This is a genomic window from Paraburkholderia oxyphila NBRC 105797, assembly GCF_000685075.1.
GTDB classification, from domain to species: Bacteria; Pseudomonadota; Gammaproteobacteria; order Burkholderiales; family Burkholderiaceae; genus Paraburkholderia; species Paraburkholderia oxyphila.
In genome coordinates, this window is sequence record NZ_BAYD01000161.1 from 1 (window position 1) to 17,089 (window position 17,089).

The window sequence follows — 17,089 nt, forward strand, 5'->3', positions numbered from 1 at the left end:
AGGTTAAGGCCAACGCCTTAAAGCCGGCGACACCAATCGATACTTAGGCGTTCACAGCAACGCCCCTTTCGCTAATGCTGACTGGCCGAACCTTACGCCACGCTGCGATCATGGAATCGGCGGCACGCTCGACATCGTCCTCAGTGGTTGACCAGGCAATGATAGAAACACGCATCACACGGCGCCCTCGCCACTGCGCGCCGAGCGCAAAGCACACGCCATCCTGCTGGATACGTGCGATCGCAGCATCGGTGAGTGCATCACCAAGAGAAGCGGGCTCATGCGCCCCGAACCGCACGACCACCTGGTTCAACTCGACCTCATTGAGCACCGCGATGCCAGCTTCGCCGGCCAAACGGCGCGCCAGCCGCTCCGCAAGCATGCAATGCCGCTCAATCATCGCCGCAATGCCACGCCGGCCGAACGCGCGCAGCAACGTCCACAACACAAAGCCGCGCGCACGCCGCGAGAGTTCCGGCGCGTAATGCACGGGATCGCGCACCCCACCCTCTTCAGCGGGCGGCAGATAGCCCGCACCAATCGTCATCGCCCGCCGATGCGCGTCAGCATCGCGCACAAACGCACAACCACATTCGTATGGCGCCTGCAGCCATTTGTGCGCATCGGTCGCCCAGGAGTCCGCCTGTTCCACACCAACAGCGAGCGCCGCGCGCGCCGGGCAGGCCCTCGCCCACAACCCGAATGCGCCATCCACATGCAGCCAGCCGCCGCGCTCATGCGTGAGCGCCGCAATCTCCGCGATGGGATCGAACGCGCCGGTCATGATATGACCCGCCTGAGCAATCACAAGATGCGGCCCGCGGCAATGCGCGAGCGCGGCGCGCAGCGCGTCAACCTGCATCCGCCCCGCCTCATCGGTAGCAATCCTTACCAGCCTGCGCTCCCCAAACCCCAGATAGCGCAGCGCGGCAAGCACGCTCGCGTGCGCGTCCTCGCCGATGAAAACAGCAATAGGCGGCGCCCCGAACAGGCCGTCCGCCTCGACATCCCACCCCATCCGGCGCAGCAGCGCGCCACGCGCCGCCGCGAGGCACACGAAATTGCTCATCGTCGCGCCCGTCGTGATGCCCACCGAGCACTCGGCCGGCAGCCCCAACAGGTCGACCAGCCATTGCGCAGCCACCTGCTCGGCCACGGCGGCCGCCGGCGCGCCTTCATAGCAGGCCGCATTCTGCCCCCAGACGCTCGTCAGCCAGTCGGCCGCAACCCCGGCCGGATGCGACCCGCCCACGACCCAGCCGAAAAAGCGCGGGCCCGCCGTTCCCATCAAGCCGGGACCGGCCGCCGCGGCCAGTTGCTCGATCGCTTCGCTCGCGGGCATGCCACTCTCGGGCGTGGGTCCGCCCAACGCTTCGAGCAGCGCCGCGAAGCCCGCCGTTGCTGCAGGCGGGCGCGTCGCGCGGGTACGATGAAATTCCAGCGCGTGCCGGTGCGCCGCGTCGAACGCGGCGCCTGCTTCATCTTCCGGCATCCTCTTGAACTCGGGCACAGCGGCTCCTTTCCCCTGATGTCGCCGCGTGCGCCCGCAGCACCCTCCGCACTAGCGCGCCGGTACCTGCCAGAACGGCTGTGCCGGATGAAACGCCTCGCCCTGCGCGAAGCGCTCCGCCGAGCGCAGCGTGTTCTCGATCAGCATGGTCACGGTCATCGGCCCCACGCCGCCGGGCACCGGCGTGATCCACGAGGCGCGCTCGCGCACCGCTTCGAAATCGACGTCGCCCACGATCCGCCCATCCGCAAGCCGGTTGATCCCCACGTCGATCACGATCGCGCCTTCCTTCACCATCTCCGCCTTGATGAGCCCCGGCTTGCCCGCCGCCACCACGAGGATATCCGCATGGATCGTGTGATGCGCGAGGTCACGCGTCTTCGCATGGCAGATGGTGACCGTCGCTTCCTTCTGCAACAGCATCAGCGCCATCGGCTTGCCGACGATGTTGCTCGCGCCGACCACCACCACGTTCTTGCCCGCCACGTCAATGCCCGTGGTTTCCAGCAGCAGCTGAACGCCGTAGGGTGTGCAGGGCGGAAAGATCGAATTGCCGACCACGAGCGCGCCAACGTTGTAGAGATGAAAGCCGTCCACGTCCTTGTCGACGACGATGCTCTCCAGCACGCGCCGCACGTTGACCTGTGGCGGCAGCGGCAATTGCACGAGGATGCCGTGCGTGGCCGGGTCCAGATTCAGCTCGCCAATGCGCTCGAGCAACTCCGTTTCCGTGCAGGTGGCGGGGAACCGGTGCATGAACGAGCGCACGCGGCTCTCCTCGCACGCCTTCACCTTGTTCGCGACATAGACCTGCGAGGCCGGATTGTCGCCCACCAGCACCACGGCGAGACCCGGCACGACGCCGCGCATGGACAGCGCGGCGACGCGCTCGCGAAAGCGCGCCCGCAAACGCCGCGCAAGGTGTTTCCCATCGATGATCTGCGCCGTCATCGCGAATCAGACCACGCCCGGGATCCAGTTGGTGCCCGCGAGCGGCACACGCGCCATCGCCGCGGCCTCGACCGTGAGCGCGACGAGATCCTCCGGCTCGAGGTGATGCACGTTCTGCTTGCCACAGGCGCGCGCGATCGTCGTCAGCTCCATGTTCAGCGTCTTCAGATAGTTGCGCAGACGCTTGGCTCCCACATCGGGCTGCAGCCGCTCCTGCAGCACCGCGTCCTGCGTGGTGATACCCACGGGACACTTGCCGGTGTGGCAGTGGTGGCAATAGCCCGGCGCCGTCCCCAGGTTCGCGTAGTCGTCGAGCACCTGGACATGCTGGCCGTTCTCGACATACGAGGCGCTGTTGCAGCCCAGCGAGACCAGCACGCCCTGCCCGATCGCCACCGCATCGGCGCCCATGGCCAACGCCTTCGCCACGTCCGCGCCGCTGCGGATGCCGCCTGAAATGATGAGCTGCACCGTGCCCTTCATGTTCAGATCCTCGAGCGCGTCCACGGCCTGGCGCAACGCCGCAAGCGTAGGAATCCCGACGTTCTCGATGAAGCAGGTCTGCGTGGCCGCGGTGCCGCCCTGCATGCCGTCCACCACGATCACGTCCGCCCCCGCGTGCACGGCGAGCTTCACGTCGTTGAAGGTGCGCGTCGCCCCCACCTTCACGTAGATCGGCTTCTCCCAGTCGGTGATCTCGCGCAGTTCCTGGATCTTGATGAGCAGATCGTCAGGGCCGGTCCAGTCCGGATGGCGGCAGGCCGAGCGCTGGTCGATGCCTTCGGGCAGCGTGCGCATCTTCGCGACGCGCGGCGAGATCTTTTGCCCGAGCAGCATGCCGCCGCCGCCCGGCTTCGCGCCCTGGCCGATCACCACCTCGATCGCGTCGGCCTTGCGCACGTCGTCGGGGTTGAAGCCGTAGCGCGACGGCAGGCATTGATAGACGAGCGTCTTCGAGGAGCGCCGCTCTTCCGGGGTCATGCCGCCGTCGCCGGTGGTCGTGGAGGTGCCCATTTCGGTCGCCGCGCGCCCCAGCGCCTCTTTCACGTTCGCGGAGAGCGCGCCGAAGCTCATCCCCGCCACCGTGATCGGGATCGCGAGCTCGATGGGCTTCTTCGCGAAGCGCGTGCCGAGCACGGTCTTCGTGGTGCACTTCTCGCGATAGCCTTCCAGCGGGTAGCGCGACAGCGACGCGCCAAGGAACAGCAGGTCGTCGAAGTGCGGCACGTGGCGCTTCGCGCCAAGGCCACGGATCTCGTACAGCCCGTGCGCCGCGGCGTTCTGGATATAGTTGATCGTCTTGCGGTCGAAGCCCCAGGATTCTTCGGTGGCCAGTTGCTTCAGGTGGATGGGCTTGATTTCCATGGTCGGGATCCTTGGGTCAATATTCCTGGTTCGCGTCGGCATTCCAGTGATAGAGCGAGCGGGCCGAGGCGATGCGCTTGAACTCCCTCGCCTGGAAGCCGGAGAATGCGGGGCCCGCCGCGCGCAGCAGTTGCGCCACCGCTTCGATGTCGGCCGCCGTCATCGGCTCTTCGCGTGCGTCCGCGCCCAGCGACTTGATGTTGCCGCGCACGTACAGCACCGCTTCGTATAACGAGTCGCCCAGGGCGTCGCCTGCATCGCCGCAGATCACCAGCCGGCCAGCCTGCGCCATGAAGGCCGAGAAGCTGCCCACCGAGCCCTTCACGACGATGTCGGCCCCCTTGAGCGAGATGCCGCAGCGCAGCCCCGCGTCGCCTTCGATCACGAGCAGGCCGCCTTGCGCCGACGCGCCCGCCGCATTCGACGCGAAGCCCTTCACGTGCACGCGCCCGCTCATCATGTTTTCCGCCACGCCGGTGCTCGCGCTGCCCGCGATGGTCACCTTCGCCTCCTTGTTCATGCCGGCCGCGTAGTAGCCGGCGTGACCGTCGATCTCGACCTCGATCGGCAGGTCGAGCCCGACCGCGATGTTGTGGGCGCCATCGGGGTTCGCGATGCGCACGGCCTGCACGGCCTGGCCGGCGGCCTCCTTGTGCAAGAACCGGTTGACTTCGGTCACCGACGTGCTTGCCAGGTCAAAGTTCACACTTTCCATACGTACATCTCCTCGGGAGCCGGTTCGAACACGCTTGCATGCTTGATGTCGGGAAGATGGGCCAGCGAGCGGAACTCGGAGGCGATCGCGACGTAGTCGTCGGTCTCGGCCACCACCGCGGGCTTGCACGCGAACGGATCGCGGATCAGCGCGAGTTTGTCGGGCGTGCCCATCAGGAACGTGTAGAAGCCGTCGAGCTGCTCGAAGCCCTGTTGCAGCGCCACTTCGAGATCGTCACCCTCGCGCAGCCGGTACTCGAGGAAACGACAGGCCGCCTCGGTGTCGTTGTCGGTATCGAAGTGGATGCCGTGCGGTTCGAGCATGCGGCGCACGCCAAAGGGATTCGAGAGCGAGCCGTTGTGCACGAGGCAGAAGTCCTCGCCCGCCGTGAACGGGTGGGCACGGTCCGGCGTCACCGCCGACTCGGTCGCCATGCGCGTGTGGCCGACGAGGTGCGTGCCCGTGAGGTTCTTGAACGCATAGCGGTCGGACACTTCCTTTGGCGTGCCGATATCCTTGTAGAGGTCGATCGCGCGGCCCGTCGAGAGGATATGCAGCTTCGGATGCTGCTCGGCGATCCAGCGTTTCGCGGTCTCCGGCGCGATGCTCACGGTGAGCACCGCGTGATTGCCCTTCGCGTGAACCGACGCGCCGGCGCCCAGATGGGTGTTCATCTCGTGCGCGAGCCCTTGCCAGTTGAAGTCCTCGGCCGCTTCCGTGAGACCGGAATAGAGGCTGATCTTGCGAGCCTCTTCGCCCACCGGCTCCGTGAACACGGCCAGCCCCGCCGAATCGGGCCCGCGCTCGGTCATGCCGAGCAGCATGGGCACCATCAGCTCGCCCAGCCGCTCACGCAACGCCGGCTGTTTGATAAGCAATCCTACAATTCCACACATGAGTGCTCTCCTGCACGTATTTCCTGCGTTTCATGGACGGCTGGCGTAGCTGCGCCCGCGCGGGCGCCACGCCGCTGCATGTAAGCCAGTTCAGAAAAACTCGAGGTAGGTCTTCTGCTCCCAGTCCGACACATGGCGCATGTACTCGATCCACTCCATGTGCTTCAGGCGCAGGAACTCGGTGCCGGCCGGGCCGAGCGCCTCCATCATGACTTCGTCGCGTTCGAGCTCGCGCAGCGCATCCTGGAGGTTCTGCGGCAAGATGCTGATTTCGCGCTGGCGCAGCTCCTGCGGTGACATCTCATAGAGGTTCAGGTTGCACGGCTCGCCGGGCTCGAGCTTGTTGTTCACGCCGTCGAGGCCGGCGGCGATCACGGCGGCCGTCGCCAGATACGCGTTGCAGGCGGCGTCGGGCAGGCGCAGCTCGATGCGCCCGCCCGGAATGCGGACCATCGACGAGCGGTTGTTGTCGCCATAGCTCACATAAGCCGGCGCCCACGTGGCGCCGGTCAGCGAGCGCCCTACCACGAGGCGCTTGTACGAGTTGACCGTGGGCGCGCAGATCGCCGCGAGCGCCGCCGCATGCTTGAGCAGTCCGGCCGTCCAGTGATAGGCGAGCTTCGTGAGCCCGAGCCCACGCTCGTCGTGCTTGTCGGCAAAGAGGTTGCGCTCGCCGTCCGAGATCGACATGTGCATATGCATGCCGTTGCCCGGCCGGTTCGAAAATGGCTTGGGCATGAACGAGCAAATGAGGCCGAGCTCGTTGGCGATCTCCGCCGCCGCCATCTTGAAGAACACATACGAATCCGCGGATTTCAGGCAGTCCGAGTAGGTGTAGTTGATCTCGAACTGGCCGTTTGCGTCCTCGTGATCGATCTGATAGACGTCGATGCCGGCCTTGATCAGCGACTCGGTCAGGCGCTCGAGAAATACGCGCGAGCGTGACAGGCCCTTGTAGTCGTAGCACGGCTTGGGCAGTGCATCCGTGTCGTCGCACGGCACGATGCGGCCGTCCTCGGTGCGCCGCAGCAGCGAAAACTCGGGCTCGAGGCCGGTGTTCAGGATCCAGCCGCGCTCCTGCAGGCGCGCGACCTGCTTTTTCAGCGTGACGCGGCTTTCGAACTGCCACGGCTCCTTCTTCACGTAGCCGTCGCAAGCGATGCGGGCGTAGCCCGGCTGCCACGGCATGAGCGTGAGCGTGTCGAGGTCGCCCACCGCCATGAAGTCCGGCCCCTGCGGATCGATGCCGAGGCCCCACACCGCGAAGCCGGCGAAGCCCGCGCCATCGGTCAGGATCAGGTCGAGGTGGGCGGCGGGCACGGACTTCGTCTTCGCGACGCCGTGAATGTCGACGAATTGCGCGAGTATGTACTTGACGTCGTTGTCTGCAAGGAACTGCTTGGCTTCTGCGGGTGTCATGTCGATTGTCCTCAAGCGTCGTGATTACGGTGTCGAGGAAGCGCCTGGCGCCTGATTGCGCCGGGTACCTCCGCCAGCTGCCTGCTGAGCCTGATGCGGCCTTGGTACGGGCCTACTGCGATGGTGCCTGGTCGATTTCGTCTATCACGGCGAGACCGACCGGCCCGCCTCCCAGTTCGGCAGCGATGCCGCCAAGGGTTTCCCACAAGTACACGCCGTACGTGCCGTCGGCCCACACACGGTAGTACGGCCGGCCCAACCGCTCGCCCGGCAGGACGGTGACGGCGACTCCCGCCATCGAAGTCAGCACGACGGGGCGGGTTGCGAGGTCCAGCGCGCGAAAGTTGACGTTGCAGGTCTGCAGCAAAAGCTCATCGATCGCCTCGCCGCACAGCACCAGCGCCAGATCCTGGCGCAGCACCGGATAGACCCGCAGCGCCGGCTCGCGGTGGGCCAGCTTGGCCGAGGCGCGGCCGCTCAAGCCGTCCTCGATCAGATACTCGGTGAGGCCCAGGCGCGCGATCAGCCCGCCGCTTGCAAGCGGCGCCCACGTGTTGGGCTGCCTCAGCAAGGGCAGACCCTGATCCGCAAGCCAGGCGGCCACGCCCTGGCCCTTGAAGCCCATGCGGGACAGGTGCGAGACGTCCGCGATGCCGGCGCTGCGTGCGCGCGCATCGTCGTTCGCGCCGAAGCGCTCGGCGATCTGCATGTTCTCGACCACGCCCCACTGCGGCTCGGCGCCGTGCCGTGCGTCGCGTACGGGGCTCGTGCGCAGCAAGACATGGGCTGCGCTTGACGGGTTCGCTGCGCTCATGCGGTCTCCTCCCTCGGTGCAGTGGCGTGCGCGGGTGCGGCGTCTTTCTGGCGCGCGTTGTCAGGGTCGTAGAACGGCGTGGGCACCACCGTGGCGGACACCATGGTGCCGTCGCTCAGACGAAAGCGGATGCGCGTGCCTGGCGTGGCCATCGCGGGCCGCACGAACGCGAGGCCGATGGTCTTCTGCAGCGTCTCGCTCCACGACACGCTGGTTACGCGGCCCGCAATCTCGGTGCCTTCGATCGCCAGATGGCACTCGCGCAAGGCCTCGTTCTTGACGCCGTCGTCCAGCGCGAAGCCCACGAGGCGCTGCTGCTGCGGCTGGCTGCCGATGGCCTGCAGGCTGCGCTGTCCCACGAAGAACGGCTTGTCCATCTTGACCGCCCACTCCATGGCGGCATCGCGCGGCGTCGTCAGGCCGTCGGTGTCCTGGCTCACGATCACGTGGCCCTTCTCGAGCCGCAAGAGCCGCTGTGCCTCGACGCCGAATGGCCGGATGCCGAACTCCTTGCCCGCTTCCTGAATCGCGCTCCACAATGCCGCGCCATATTCGGCGGGAATGTGAATCTCGTATCCCCATTCACCGACGAAGCCCACGCGCATCAGTCTGGCCGGCACGCGGTTCGCGCCCAGCGCGATGCCCGTCACGCGGATGCCGAGATACGGGAATGTTTCGGACGACAAATCGAGATCGACCAGCTTCGCGAGCACGGCGCGCGAGTACGGACCCGCGAGGTTGATGGCCGCATAGGCGCCCGTCACGTTGACGATGCCGCAATCGAGGCCCCAGATCGTGTTCAGGCGTGAAAGCTCGCGGTAGATCGCCGCCGCGCCCGATGTCGTCGTCGTGAAGTAGAAGTGATCGTCGGAGAGCCGTGCGACTACGCCGTCGTCGATCACCACGCCGGCTTCGTCGCACATGAGCGCATAGCGCGTCATGCCCGGCTTCAGCCCCGCGTACTTGGACACGTACACACGCTCGAGAAACTGCGCGGCTTGCGGCCCGCGCGCTTCGAGCTTGCCGAGCGTCCCCACGTCGATCATGCCCACGCCCGTGCGCACCGCCTGCACCTCTTCCTGGATGCAGCGCGCACGGTCCTTGCCCGCCACCGCGTAGTACTCGGGCCGCTGCCAGACGCCGGCCGGCATCCACTTCGCGCCCAGGCGCTCGTGCTGCGCGTGAATCGGCGTGCGGCGCTCGGGGTTGAAGCCGCGGCCGGCGAGCAGCGCCATCGGCACGGGATGGAAGAACGGGCGCGCCGTGGTCGTGCCCACTTCCTGGGGCGCCTTGCCGGTCAGGCGCGCGAGAATGCGCAGGCCGTTCATGTTCGAGTGCTTGCCCTGGCTCGGCCCCATGCCGTTGGTCGAGAAGCGCTTGAGCAGCTCGATGTTGTCGAAGCCTTCCTGCACGGCGTTTTCGAAATCCTTCAGCTGCAGGTCTTCATCGAAGTCGACGAAGTTCTTGCCCGCAGGATGCGGCACGATCGGCCAGGCGTGCGATGGCGATTCCGGCTCGGCGGCAATTGCAAAGGATACCTTACCGTCTGAAGACACCGCGGCGCCCGCATGCCCGGCGGCGTGAGCGCCAGCGCGGCGGCCGTCCTGCAGCTTGCTCTCGAAGGTATACACACCGTTCACGCGGCCGCACGCGAACACGCCTTCAGGCAGCCGCTCCGGGACGAACTGCTCGACGCCCGTGTCGTAACGCATCGCCGTGCCGGCCTGGTAAAGCAGATTCGCAGCCGGCGCCCAGCCCACGCTCATCAGCAGCGTGTCGCATTCGATCTGGCGGGTGTGGTCGTGCGAAACGCTCATGCCCGCGGGCGGCATCGGGTCCACGCGCACCGCCGCAAGCCTGGCGCCGTCGGTGTCGGGCACCGCCTCGGTCACGCAGCTCGCCCCGATGACCTCCACGCCGCGCACCTCCAGCTCGCGGGCGAGAGCGCCGCAGCGATGCGTCGCGCGCAAGTCGATCAGCGCCTTCACCTTGATGCCGCGCTCCAGCATGTCGAGCGCCGCGCGATAGGCGTCGGCGTTCGCGCCCAGCACCACCGCGCGCTGTCCCGGCGCCACGCCATAGCGCCACGCGAGCCGTTGTGCCGCCGAGGCGAGCATCACGCCCGGCAGGTCGTTGTTGCGGAACACGGCGGGCTGTTCGAAGGCGCCGCTGGCCACCACGACCGCCTTCGCGCGCATCTTGGTGATGCGCCCGGGCTCGACGAGCGGCACCCAGTGGTCCGCATAGTAGGCCGCGGCCAGCGTGCGGTTGAACATGCGCACGCGCGGATGTGCACGGACCTGGGCTTCGAGCGCGCGCACCGCTTCCAGACGCTCCATGTCGCCGCCCGCCTGATACGTCCCGCTGCCGCCCGAGCGCGCATTCTCGTCGACGATCACCACGTCCGCGCCCTGCTGCGCCGCCTCCAGCGCCGCCGCGAGACCCGACGGCCCCGCGCCGATCACGAGCACGTCGCAAAACCCATAACGCTTGGGCGTGCGCACGTGCGGCGCCTTGAGATCGACCGTGCCGAGCCCGGCCATCTTGCGGAACATGCGTTCCCAGCGCGGAAACCAGCGCTTGCTGTAGAACGCCTTGTAGTAGAAGCCCACCGGCAGGAACGGCGCGAGCTTGCCCATCCAGCGGCCACGGTCGGCGGCCACGCCGCCCGTGGTGTTGACCGCGTGCCAGTTCGCGCCCGCGATCAGCTCGGTCACGTCGGCGCGCACGTTCAGGCGCGCACCGTCCTGGAACATCGCGTTCACGTCGTGGTTCGCGAGCGAGAGCACGCCGCGCGGGCGGTGATACTTGAAGCTGCGCCCGAGCACCGAGACCTTCGACGCCCACAGGGCGCTCGTGATGGTGTCGCCTGCAAAGCCGACGTAACGCTGCCCTTCGAAGCCGAATTCGATCTGCTTGCTGCGATCGATCCATTCGCCTGCATGCGGTGCCAGACGCATTTACGCCTCCTCGTCGTTCAGATACGTGCGGATGACACGATCCTTCGCGGTGTCACGCTCGGCGATAAACCAGGTGTTGCTCGGTGTATGGCACCACCATTCCTTCTTCACGCCCGCGGCGCCGTTGCGGCAGTACACGTAGTCGGCCCACTCGGCGTCGGTCGCCTTCGCCGGGTCCGGCATGGCGCGCAATTCGCCCCAATAGACGAACTCGGAAACGGGGCGCGCGCCGTTCACGGGACAGGTCATGATCTTCATCGTCGTGCCCTCCGTTCAGTGCCCGACCGACGCCGCACCCTTCTCGCCGGTCAGCGCGTAGCGGCTGAAGCGATCGAGGGTGAAGCCGGTGATCAGCGAATGGTTCGTGTCGTTCGCGACGGTGTACGACATGGTCTTGCCGCACACCGGCGTGGCCTTGAAGCCCCACGTGCCCCAGCCCGAGTCCAGATAGAAGCCTTCCACCGGGGTCTTGCCCATGATGGGCGCGAAGTCCGGCGTCATGTCGGCCATGCCGGCCCACTGGCGCATGACCTTCGCGTTCGAGAGGAACGGGAACATCTCGAGCATGTGCGCCGTGAGCCCTTCCACGAAATCGAGCGTCGAGCGCGTGGCGTGCAGCTCGTAGGGATCGAGCGACGCGCCCATCACGAGCTCGCCACGCGCCGACTGGCTGATATAGACGTGCAGGCTCCCGGAGACCAGGATCGGATCGAGCCAGGGCTTGAGCGGCTCGCTCACCATCGCCTGGAGCGGGTGAATGTAAATCGGCGTGCGCAGCCCGACCATGTCGGTGATGCGCGGCGTGGAGCCCGCCACCGCGCACAGCACCTTGTTGGTCGAGATATAGCCGCGCGAGGTCTTCACGCCCTTCACCTTGCCGCCCACCACGTCGATGCCGAGCACTTCGGTTTGCTGATGTATCTCGACGCCGCGCTGGTCGGCGCCGCGTCCGTAGCCCCATGCCACGGCATCGTGGCGCGCGACCGAGCCCGGCGCGTGATACAGCGCCCCCAGAATGGGCGCCACGCCGCCGCACGAGAGGTCGATCATCGGCGCAGCCTGCTTGACCGCCTTCGGACCGACCACCTCCGAGTCCACGCCGAAGTGCTTGTTGACCTCCGCGCGCCAGCGCATCGTGCGCATGGCCGAGTCCGTATGCGCGAGCGTGTAGTGGCCGCGCGTCGAATAAAACAGGTTCAGATCGAAGTCCTGCGAGAGGTCCTCCCACAGCTTGACCGACGTATCGTAGAACTGCACGCCCTCGGGCGTCAGGTAGTTCGAGCGGATGATCGTGGTGTTACGACCCGTATTGCCGCCGCCGATATAGCCCTTCTCCAGCACCGCCACGTTCTTGATGCCGTGCTCGCGGGCGAGGTAGTACGCGCTCGCGAGCCCGTGGCCACCCGCGCCGATGATCACAACGTCATAAGAACTGCGCAAAGTGTCATGCCGGGTGAACATCCTCGGCTCGGGGTGCTTCTTCGACATGGCAAAACGCACGAGACGCCACGGCATGGCTCACTCCTTGTTCTCGCCCGCGCGCACACCGCGCGGGCAAACCGGGTTGGACAGCCAGGGCCGACTACGGGCCCGACTGCGAGGCTGACTGCGGGCCGCTTCAGCGCAGCACGATGGTCTTGTTGCCGTGTATCAGCACGCGGTCTTCGAGGTGATAACGCAAGCCTCGGGCCAGCACGGCCTTCTCGATGTCGCGGCCCAGACGCACGAGGTCGTCGGGCCGGTCCGAATGGCGCACGCGGATCACGTCCTGCTCGATGATCGGGCCTTCGTCAAGCTCTTCCGTCACGTAGTGGCAGGTCGCGCCCGTGAGCTTGACGCCGCGCGTATATGCCTGGTGGTACGGCTTCGCGCCAACAAAGCTCGGCAGGAACGAATGATGGATATTGATGATGCGGCCCGGATACGCCGCGCAGAGCTTGGGCGACAGCACCTGCATATAGCGCGCGAGCACCATGGTGTCGGCGCGCGCATCCTCGAACAGGCGCTGCACCTGGTCGTAGGCCTGCTGCTTGGTCTCGGGCGTCACGGGCACGTAGTGAAACGGAATGCCATGCCATTCGACGAAGCTGCGCCACGTTTCGTGGTTCGAGATCACGCACGGGATCTCGATGTCGAGCTCGCCGGCCTTCCAGCGCGCGAGCAAGTCGTACAGGCAATGCTCGAGCTTCGAGACGAGGATCACGACACGCTTCTTTTGCGAATGGTCGGTCACTTTCCAGTCCATCGAGAATTCGCGGCCAATGCGCGCGAAGCGCTCGCGAAAAGTCTCGATGCTGATGGGCAGCGAGTCGGTCGCGATCTCGTGCCGCATGTAAAAGCGCTTCTCGATTTCGTCGGCGTGATGCGTTGCCTCGATGATCCAACCGTGATGCTCGGCGATGAACGCACTGACTGCAGCGACAATGCCGACCCGGTCGGGGCATGACAACGTCAGTGTAAAGCGGCGCGTTTCTGACATGAGGGCCACCTGATTCTCGACTGGAGTGAACGTGAATCAAAAGTAGCTAGCGGAATTTCCGCTGTCAACACCAATAAACTTTATTTCCTGTCAGGAACCCCATCGGGCGTATTGCTCGCGGGGTAAGAACTACCTCCCGGTGGGTAGCCCAAAGCGACCGGCCCGCTACGCACCATCCGTGTGCGCGCGTTGCCTGAAGCATTCCCAGCGATATCGCGCCACCGCATAGGCGTCGAGCACGGCGATCGCATAGACGAAGATGCCGCCCGCGTGACGGCCCACGAACGAGCGTTCGGGCGCGGCGAGCTGCAGCGTCAGGAAGCCCAGCAACAGCATGAAGAACACCATGATGAGCGCGCGTGTCGGCATGCGGTTGAGGACCTGCCCTGCGCCCGGCAGCAGCACCGCTGCGGCCAGCACGAGGCGCGGATGCAGGGGGCGGCGCATGGCCGGCTCCCGTGGCCGCTCGCGGGCCTCGTCGGCGGTGGCGTCGATGGCTTCTGCCGCCACGTCGGCTTCAGGCATTGGCATGATGGCTTCTGCCGCCGCGTCGGCTTCAGGCATTGGCATGATCGCCTCCTCGCATCAGATCGGCGCATACGGTCGTCGCGCGCTCGAGCAGCGACTCGAGCAGCGCGACGCTCACCTGCGCGCCGCGAAAGGTCGCGCGGCGCAGCACCAGGTACTCGCTGCGGTCCGCCGCCTGGACCTGGTAGACGACGCGCACGCCGCGCGGCATCACGACCAGCTCTTTCGAGCGCGGGTCGGAGAACAGTTCCCTGACGTGCGGATCGAGTACGCCCAGCAGCGATTCGGAAACCTGATGATCGGATTTGAGCGAGGTATGGCCCGGCCAGTCATGGGGTAGCCGCACGTGCAGAGGCAGCGCGCCCGCCTGCGACCAGAATTCGACGTTCGCCCTGCGCGCGAGCAGATCGAAGGTCCCGGCCACGGGCAAGTCCCGCCTCACGGACACGACGAGCCAGAGCGACGGCACCTGCCGGAACACGACTTGATCGACGATGGGCTCGATGCGGACGCTGTGCCCCTGATACGAACCCGTAAGCACGGGAAAGGCGACGTCGTCCTGCGTCAGGGTGGCATGGTCGAACAGCGCAAAGCAACCATCGAACAAGGTGCGGCGCTGCGCCCTGAACGCCTCGCGCTCACGCCGGTAAAAGGTGGCGAGCGCCGCGGCGAACGCCGTGGTGAGAGCGATGCCTGCGACTGACATAGGGGAATCTCCATTAGCGAATGCGGCGCGGGCGGTATGAGCCGCCCGCGCCGTTGCCACTGCTTTTTGCCGGTTTCAATGCACGCGCATCAGTAGTCCTTGGGGCGTGGCCAGTTCATCGTGAACTGGTCGCCGCGCTTGACGTATTTGTAGCGATGCAGCGCGAACCAGATCGACGCGACGATGTAGAACGCCATGATCGACAGCAGCGAGGCGCCATAGCCGAGATAAGTGGCGAAATAGGTCGCGGCGCACAGGCAGGCCAGCACGATCGCCGGTATCGGGTGAAACGGATGCACGTAGCCCCGGTTGATGCTGCCGAGCGGCCACTTGCGGCGAAACTTCACGATATTGATCGACATGAACGTGTAGCCGAGGAGCCCGGACAGAATCGAGAACGTAATGACTTGATCGAGCAGCCCCGTGAAGGCGAACGAAATGGCGATCGGCACGAGAAAGATGATGGCGCGGTACGGCGTGCGATAGCGCGGATGCACCGCGCCGAACCACATCGGCATGTAACGGTCGCGCGACATCGAAAACCATGCACGCGAAGCGTCGTTGATGCAGCCGTTGGCCGAAGCGATCGCCGAGAACAGCGTGCCCACGAACAGCAGCGTCTGCAGCCCCTTGTTGCCGGTGAGCCGCGCGGCGTCGTAGAGCGGCGTCACGGCCTGGCCGAGATACTCCCACGGCATGAGCCCGCTGGCCACGTACCAGGTCAGCGCGGCGGCAATCAGCAGCGTGATCATGCCGCACATCGTCCCGAGCGGGATCGAGCGTCCCGCCGAGCGCACCTCTTCGGCGGCCTGGCAGGTGCCTTCGATGCCGAGGTAGTACCACATGCCGAACTGCAACGCGGCGACCACGCCGAGCCAGCCGTACGGCAATTGCGTCAGTAGTTGATGATGGAGCAGGACGTGGCCCGGGTTCCACGGCTGCACGCCGAAGAACAGCACGACGATGGCAAGAAAGGCGATCGCCGTGATCACGAAGTTGACCGTGAGCGTGACGAATACGCCGCGATAATTGAGCCACGCGAGAAAGGCGATCGTGACGAGCGCGAACGGGCGCGAGTCGATCGCATAACCCGAGTCGGCCGCCACGGCCTTGATCAGGTCGCCCACGACGAGCGCATCGGCCGCTTCCAGCATCGTATAGGCCATCACCAGATAGAGGCCCACATTGAATGCCATGAGCGGCCCGATGATGTGCTTCGCCTGCGTATACTGGCCGCCGGCCGCGGCCACGGTCGAGGTCACTTCAGAATCGATCATGGCCACGCAGGTATAGAGCAGGCCGATGATCCAGCAGGCGATCAGCGATCCATAAGCGCCGCCTTTGGCCACCGAAAAATTCCACCCCATGAACTCGCCCACGAGCACGATGCCCACGCCGAGCGCCCAAACGTGAATGGGCCCCAATACTTTCAGGAGTGCGATACGCTCCCCTGGCTGACCTGACACTGCTGCGTCGCTCATGCACCGCTCCTGTACAGGTTATCTGAATGGATCGAAGCCGGCCGGCCGCTGGGGCCGCCGGGAAGGTCTCATCGTGGTTCGGCGAGGGCTATTCGCTGCCTTCTGTCGAGCTCATCAGGAAATCGTCGCTATACGCGCGGGAAACGCGCAGCGCATCGACGAGAATCCAGGCGAACAACAAGATCGAAAGCGCCCAGGCGGCATGGCTCAGCAGTGCCCAGAAGTTCATGGCGTCACTCTCCGAATTTTTCTGCGATCACCTGCCGGTATTGTCTTTCCGATACGCGCAGCACGAACACGAAATAGCCGACGATCACGAGCGCCGTGACGATCAACGATCCCGGATCGACTACGTAGTCGAACTTGGTGGTGATGATGGGTTTCGCCTGCGCGGCGTCGTAGCCGAGCTTCTGCCACTGCGCCTGCATCGTCGGATTCTGGCCCAGCGCCTGCCACGACACCGGCGTTGCCGTGGCTTGGGCCGGCGCCGGCTGCTGGTCCGGCGCCTTGAGCAGCAGCGGCGCGAGCAGGCTGCAATACACGAGCACCAGCAGAAACAGGCTATCCACCAGTTGCCCGAAGCCCTTCTGTACAGGAGGAACGTATTCAGATGCCATGTCGAGTTTCCTCTTCAGTTGGCATTGCGTTGAACGGTTCAGCATTGAGGCGGCCGCGTGCCACGGGAAGCCGCGGGGCGGGGTCAGGCAAGCACTTCCTCTTTCTCGTCGTCGCGAAGCGCTGCCTTGCGCAGGCGGTTCTCGTCGAGATGGTGGATGTCAAGACCGTAGATGTGGTCCTTGTCCTCCTTGTAGTGCCGCACCATTGCCGTCACCGACGCAGTATTGAAAACGACCACACCGATGACGCCAATCGTCAACGCGACGCGGACCGCGGGGTCCGTCACGGACAGGCTCACCGCGAAGTAGACGTATCCCAGCGCCACCCATAGCGCCAGCAGGGCGATGCCCGCCATCAAGCGGTCTCGGGCAAACATGCTGTCGATGCGCTTTCGCATTCGGTAATTCATGCTCAATCCCTCCATCGGTGAGGTGAAACGGTAAGGTGTTCGGTACCGCCCTTTGTGTTTCCCTTTCGGCAACAAAGTTTCACCGTGGTATTTATTGTGGATTGGGCTTCGTGTGTCAATACTGTTTTTGGGGGTAGATAGAGACCCTGGGTGAGTTCGTGGAGCGCTTGTGCGGAGCGCTTGAATGCCGCTTTTCAAAGTGGTTTGCTGCGCGTTGCGGCTTAACTTGTTTTCGCGG

17 protein-coding genes are annotated in these 17,089 nt (G+C 65.5%); all 17 read right to left on the bottom strand.

Annotated elements, in window-relative coordinates:
* Nucleotides 1-43 precede the first annotated feature (43 nt).
* Nucleotides 44-1,492 (bottom strand): pyridoxal phosphate-dependent decarboxylase family protein, encoded by a 1,449-nt coding sequence (locus BO1_RS55525; protein WP_043289029.1) that lies wholly within the window; start codon nt 1,490-1,492, stop codon nt 44-46.
* A gap of 69 nt (nt 1,493-1,561) precedes the next feature.
* The gene (gene folD, locus BO1_RS45410) at nt 1,562-2,461 is read right to left on the bottom strand and encodes a bifunctional methylenetetrahydrofolate dehydrogenase/methenyltetrahydrofolate cyclohydrolase FolD (protein WP_028223248.1); all 900 of its coding nucleotides are present in this window, start codon (nt 2,459-2,461) and stop codon (nt 1,562-1,564) included.
* 6 nt (nt 2,462-2,467) lie between these two features.
* Complete coding sequence (locus BO1_RS45415) at nt 2,468-3,826, bottom strand: FMN-binding glutamate synthase family protein (protein WP_028223249.1); 1,359 nt, start codon at nt 3,824-3,826, stop codon at nt 2,468-2,470.
* A gap of 16 nt (nt 3,827-3,842) precedes the next feature.
* On the bottom strand, nt 3,843-4,541 hold the full coding sequence (locus BO1_RS45420; protein WP_028223250.1) for a GltB/FmdC/FwdC-like GXGXG domain-containing protein: 699 nt from the start codon (nt 4,539-4,541) through the stop codon (nt 3,843-3,845).
* Nucleotides 4,529-5,437, bottom strand: a complete 909-nt coding sequence (locus BO1_RS45425; protein WP_028223251.1) for a class II glutamine amidotransferase domain-containing protein — start codon at nt 5,435-5,437, stop codon at nt 4,529-4,531. The genes BO1_RS45420 and BO1_RS45425 overlap by 13 nt, the downstream gene beginning before the upstream one ends.
* A 90-nt stretch (nt 5,438-5,527) precedes the next feature.
* On the bottom strand, nt 5,528-6,856 hold the full coding sequence (glnT, locus tag BO1_RS45430) for a type III glutamate--ammonia ligase (protein WP_028223252.1): 1,329 nt from the start codon (nt 6,854-6,856) through the stop codon (nt 5,528-5,530).
* A 112-nt stretch (nt 6,857-6,968) separates the two neighbouring features.
* A complete protein-coding gene (locus tag BO1_RS45435) occupies nt 6,969-7,670 on the bottom strand; it encodes a hypothetical protein (RefSeq protein WP_043289030.1) in 702 nt (233 codons plus the stop codon).
* Nucleotides 7,667-10,630 (bottom strand): glycine cleavage T C-terminal barrel domain-containing protein, encoded by a 2,964-nt coding sequence (locus tag BO1_RS45440; RefSeq protein WP_028223254.1) that lies wholly within the window; start codon nt 10,628-10,630, stop codon nt 7,667-7,669. Before BO1_RS45440 ends, BO1_RS45435 begins: the two co-directional genes overlap by 4 nt.
* Nucleotides 10,631-10,888, bottom strand: a complete 258-nt coding sequence (locus BO1_RS45445) for a sarcosine oxidase subunit delta (protein WP_028223255.1) — start codon at nt 10,886-10,888, stop codon at nt 10,631-10,633.
* A gap of 15 nt (nt 10,889-10,903) precedes the next feature.
* Entirely contained in the window at nt 10,904-12,145 is a 1,242-nt protein-coding gene (locus tag BO1_RS45450; RefSeq protein WP_028223256.1) for an FAD-dependent oxidoreductase, read from the bottom strand.
* A gap of 103 nt (nt 12,146-12,248) precedes the next feature.
* Entirely contained in the window at nt 12,249-13,109 is an 861-nt protein-coding gene (purU, locus tag BO1_RS45455; protein ID WP_028223257.1) for a formyltetrahydrofolate deformylase, read from the bottom strand.
* Between the two features lie 165 nt (nt 13,110-13,274).
* On the bottom strand, nt 13,275-13,679 hold the full coding sequence (locus BO1_RS45460; RefSeq protein ID WP_245644092.1) for a hypothetical protein: 405 nt from the start codon (nt 13,677-13,679) through the stop codon (nt 13,275-13,277).
* On the bottom strand, nt 13,666-14,343 hold the full coding sequence (locus tag BO1_RS45465; RefSeq protein WP_043289032.1) for a hypothetical protein: 678 nt from the start codon (nt 14,341-14,343) through the stop codon (nt 13,666-13,668). Before BO1_RS45465 ends, BO1_RS45460 begins: the two co-directional genes overlap by 14 nt.
* Before the next feature lie 89 nt (nt 14,344-14,432).
* Nucleotides 14,433-15,824, bottom strand: coding sequence for an APC family permease (locus BO1_RS45470; RefSeq protein ID WP_028223260.1), 1,392 nt, complete (start codon nt 15,822-15,824; stop codon nt 14,433-14,435).
* 88 nt (nt 15,825-15,912) lie between these two features.
* A complete protein-coding gene (locus BO1_RS60480) occupies nt 15,913-16,053 on the bottom strand; it encodes a hypothetical protein (protein WP_028223261.1) in 141 nt (46 codons plus the stop codon).
* Between the two features lie 4 nt (nt 16,054-16,057).
* Entirely contained in the window at nt 16,058-16,441 is a 384-nt protein-coding gene (locus BO1_RS45480) for a hypothetical protein (protein ID WP_028223262.1), read from the bottom strand.
* Between the two features lie 83 nt (nt 16,442-16,524).
* Nucleotides 16,525-17,089: hypothetical protein (locus tag BO1_RS61630; RefSeq protein ID WP_245644094.1), on the bottom strand; the 565-nt coding region annotated here is incomplete at its 5' end.

Excerpts from the sequence above, each read along its gene's own strand:
- BO1_RS55525 (WP_043289029.1), bottom strand. The coding sequence starts at position 1,492 with ATGCCGGAAGATGAAGCAGGCGCCGCGTTCGACGCGGCGCACCGGCAC.
- folD (WP_028223248.1), bottom strand. The coding sequence starts at position 2,461 with ATGACGGCGCAGATCATCGATGGGAAACACCTTGCGCGGCGTTTGCGG.
- BO1_RS45415 (WP_028223249.1), bottom strand. The coding sequence starts at position 3,826 with ATGGAAATCAAGCCCATCCACCTGAAGCAACTGGCCACCGAAGAATCC.
- BO1_RS45420 (WP_028223250.1), bottom strand. The coding sequence starts at position 4,541 with ATGGAAAGTGTGAACTTTGACCTGGCAAGCACGTCGGTGACCGAAGTC.
- BO1_RS45425 (WP_028223251.1), bottom strand. The coding sequence starts at position 5,437 with ATGTGTGGAATTGTAGGATTGCTTATCAAACAGCCGGCGTTGCGTGAG.
- glnT (WP_028223252.1), bottom strand. The coding sequence starts at position 6,856 with ATGACACCCGCAGAAGCCAAGCAGTTCCTTGCAGACAACGACGTCAAG.
- BO1_RS45435 (WP_043289030.1), bottom strand. The coding sequence starts at position 7,670 with ATGAGCGCAGCGAACCCGTCAAGCGCAGCCCATGTCTTGCTGCGCACG.
- BO1_RS45440 (WP_028223254.1), bottom strand. The coding sequence starts at position 10,630 with ATGCGTCTGGCACCGCATGCAGGCGAATGGATCGATCGCAGCAAGCAG.
- BO1_RS45445 (WP_028223255.1), bottom strand. The coding sequence starts at position 10,888 with ATGAAGATCATGACCTGTCCCGTGAACGGCGCGCGCCCCGTTTCCGAG.
- BO1_RS45450 (WP_028223256.1), bottom strand. The coding sequence starts at position 12,145 with ATGCCGTGGCGTCTCGTGCGTTTTGCCATGTCGAAGAAGCACCCCGAG.
- purU (WP_028223257.1), bottom strand. The coding sequence starts at position 13,109 with ATGTCAGAAACGCGCCGCTTTACACTGACGTTGTCATGCCCCGACCGG.
- BO1_RS45460 (WP_245644092.1), bottom strand. The coding sequence starts at position 13,679 with ATGCCAATGCCTGAAGCCGACGCGGCGGCAGAAGCCATCATGCCAATG.
- BO1_RS45465 (WP_043289032.1), bottom strand. The coding sequence starts at position 14,343 with ATGTCAGTCGCAGGCATCGCTCTCACCACGGCGTTCGCCGCGGCGCTC.
- BO1_RS45470 (WP_028223260.1), bottom strand. The coding sequence starts at position 15,824 with ATGAGCGACGCAGCAGTGTCAGGTCAGCCAGGGGAGCGTATCGCACTC.
- BO1_RS60480 (WP_028223261.1), bottom strand. The coding sequence starts at position 16,053 with ATGAACTTCTGGGCACTGCTGAGCCATGCCGCCTGGGCGCTTTCGATC.
- BO1_RS45480 (WP_028223262.1), bottom strand. The coding sequence starts at position 16,441 with ATGGCATCTGAATACGTTCCTCCTGTACAGAAGGGCTTCGGGCAACTG.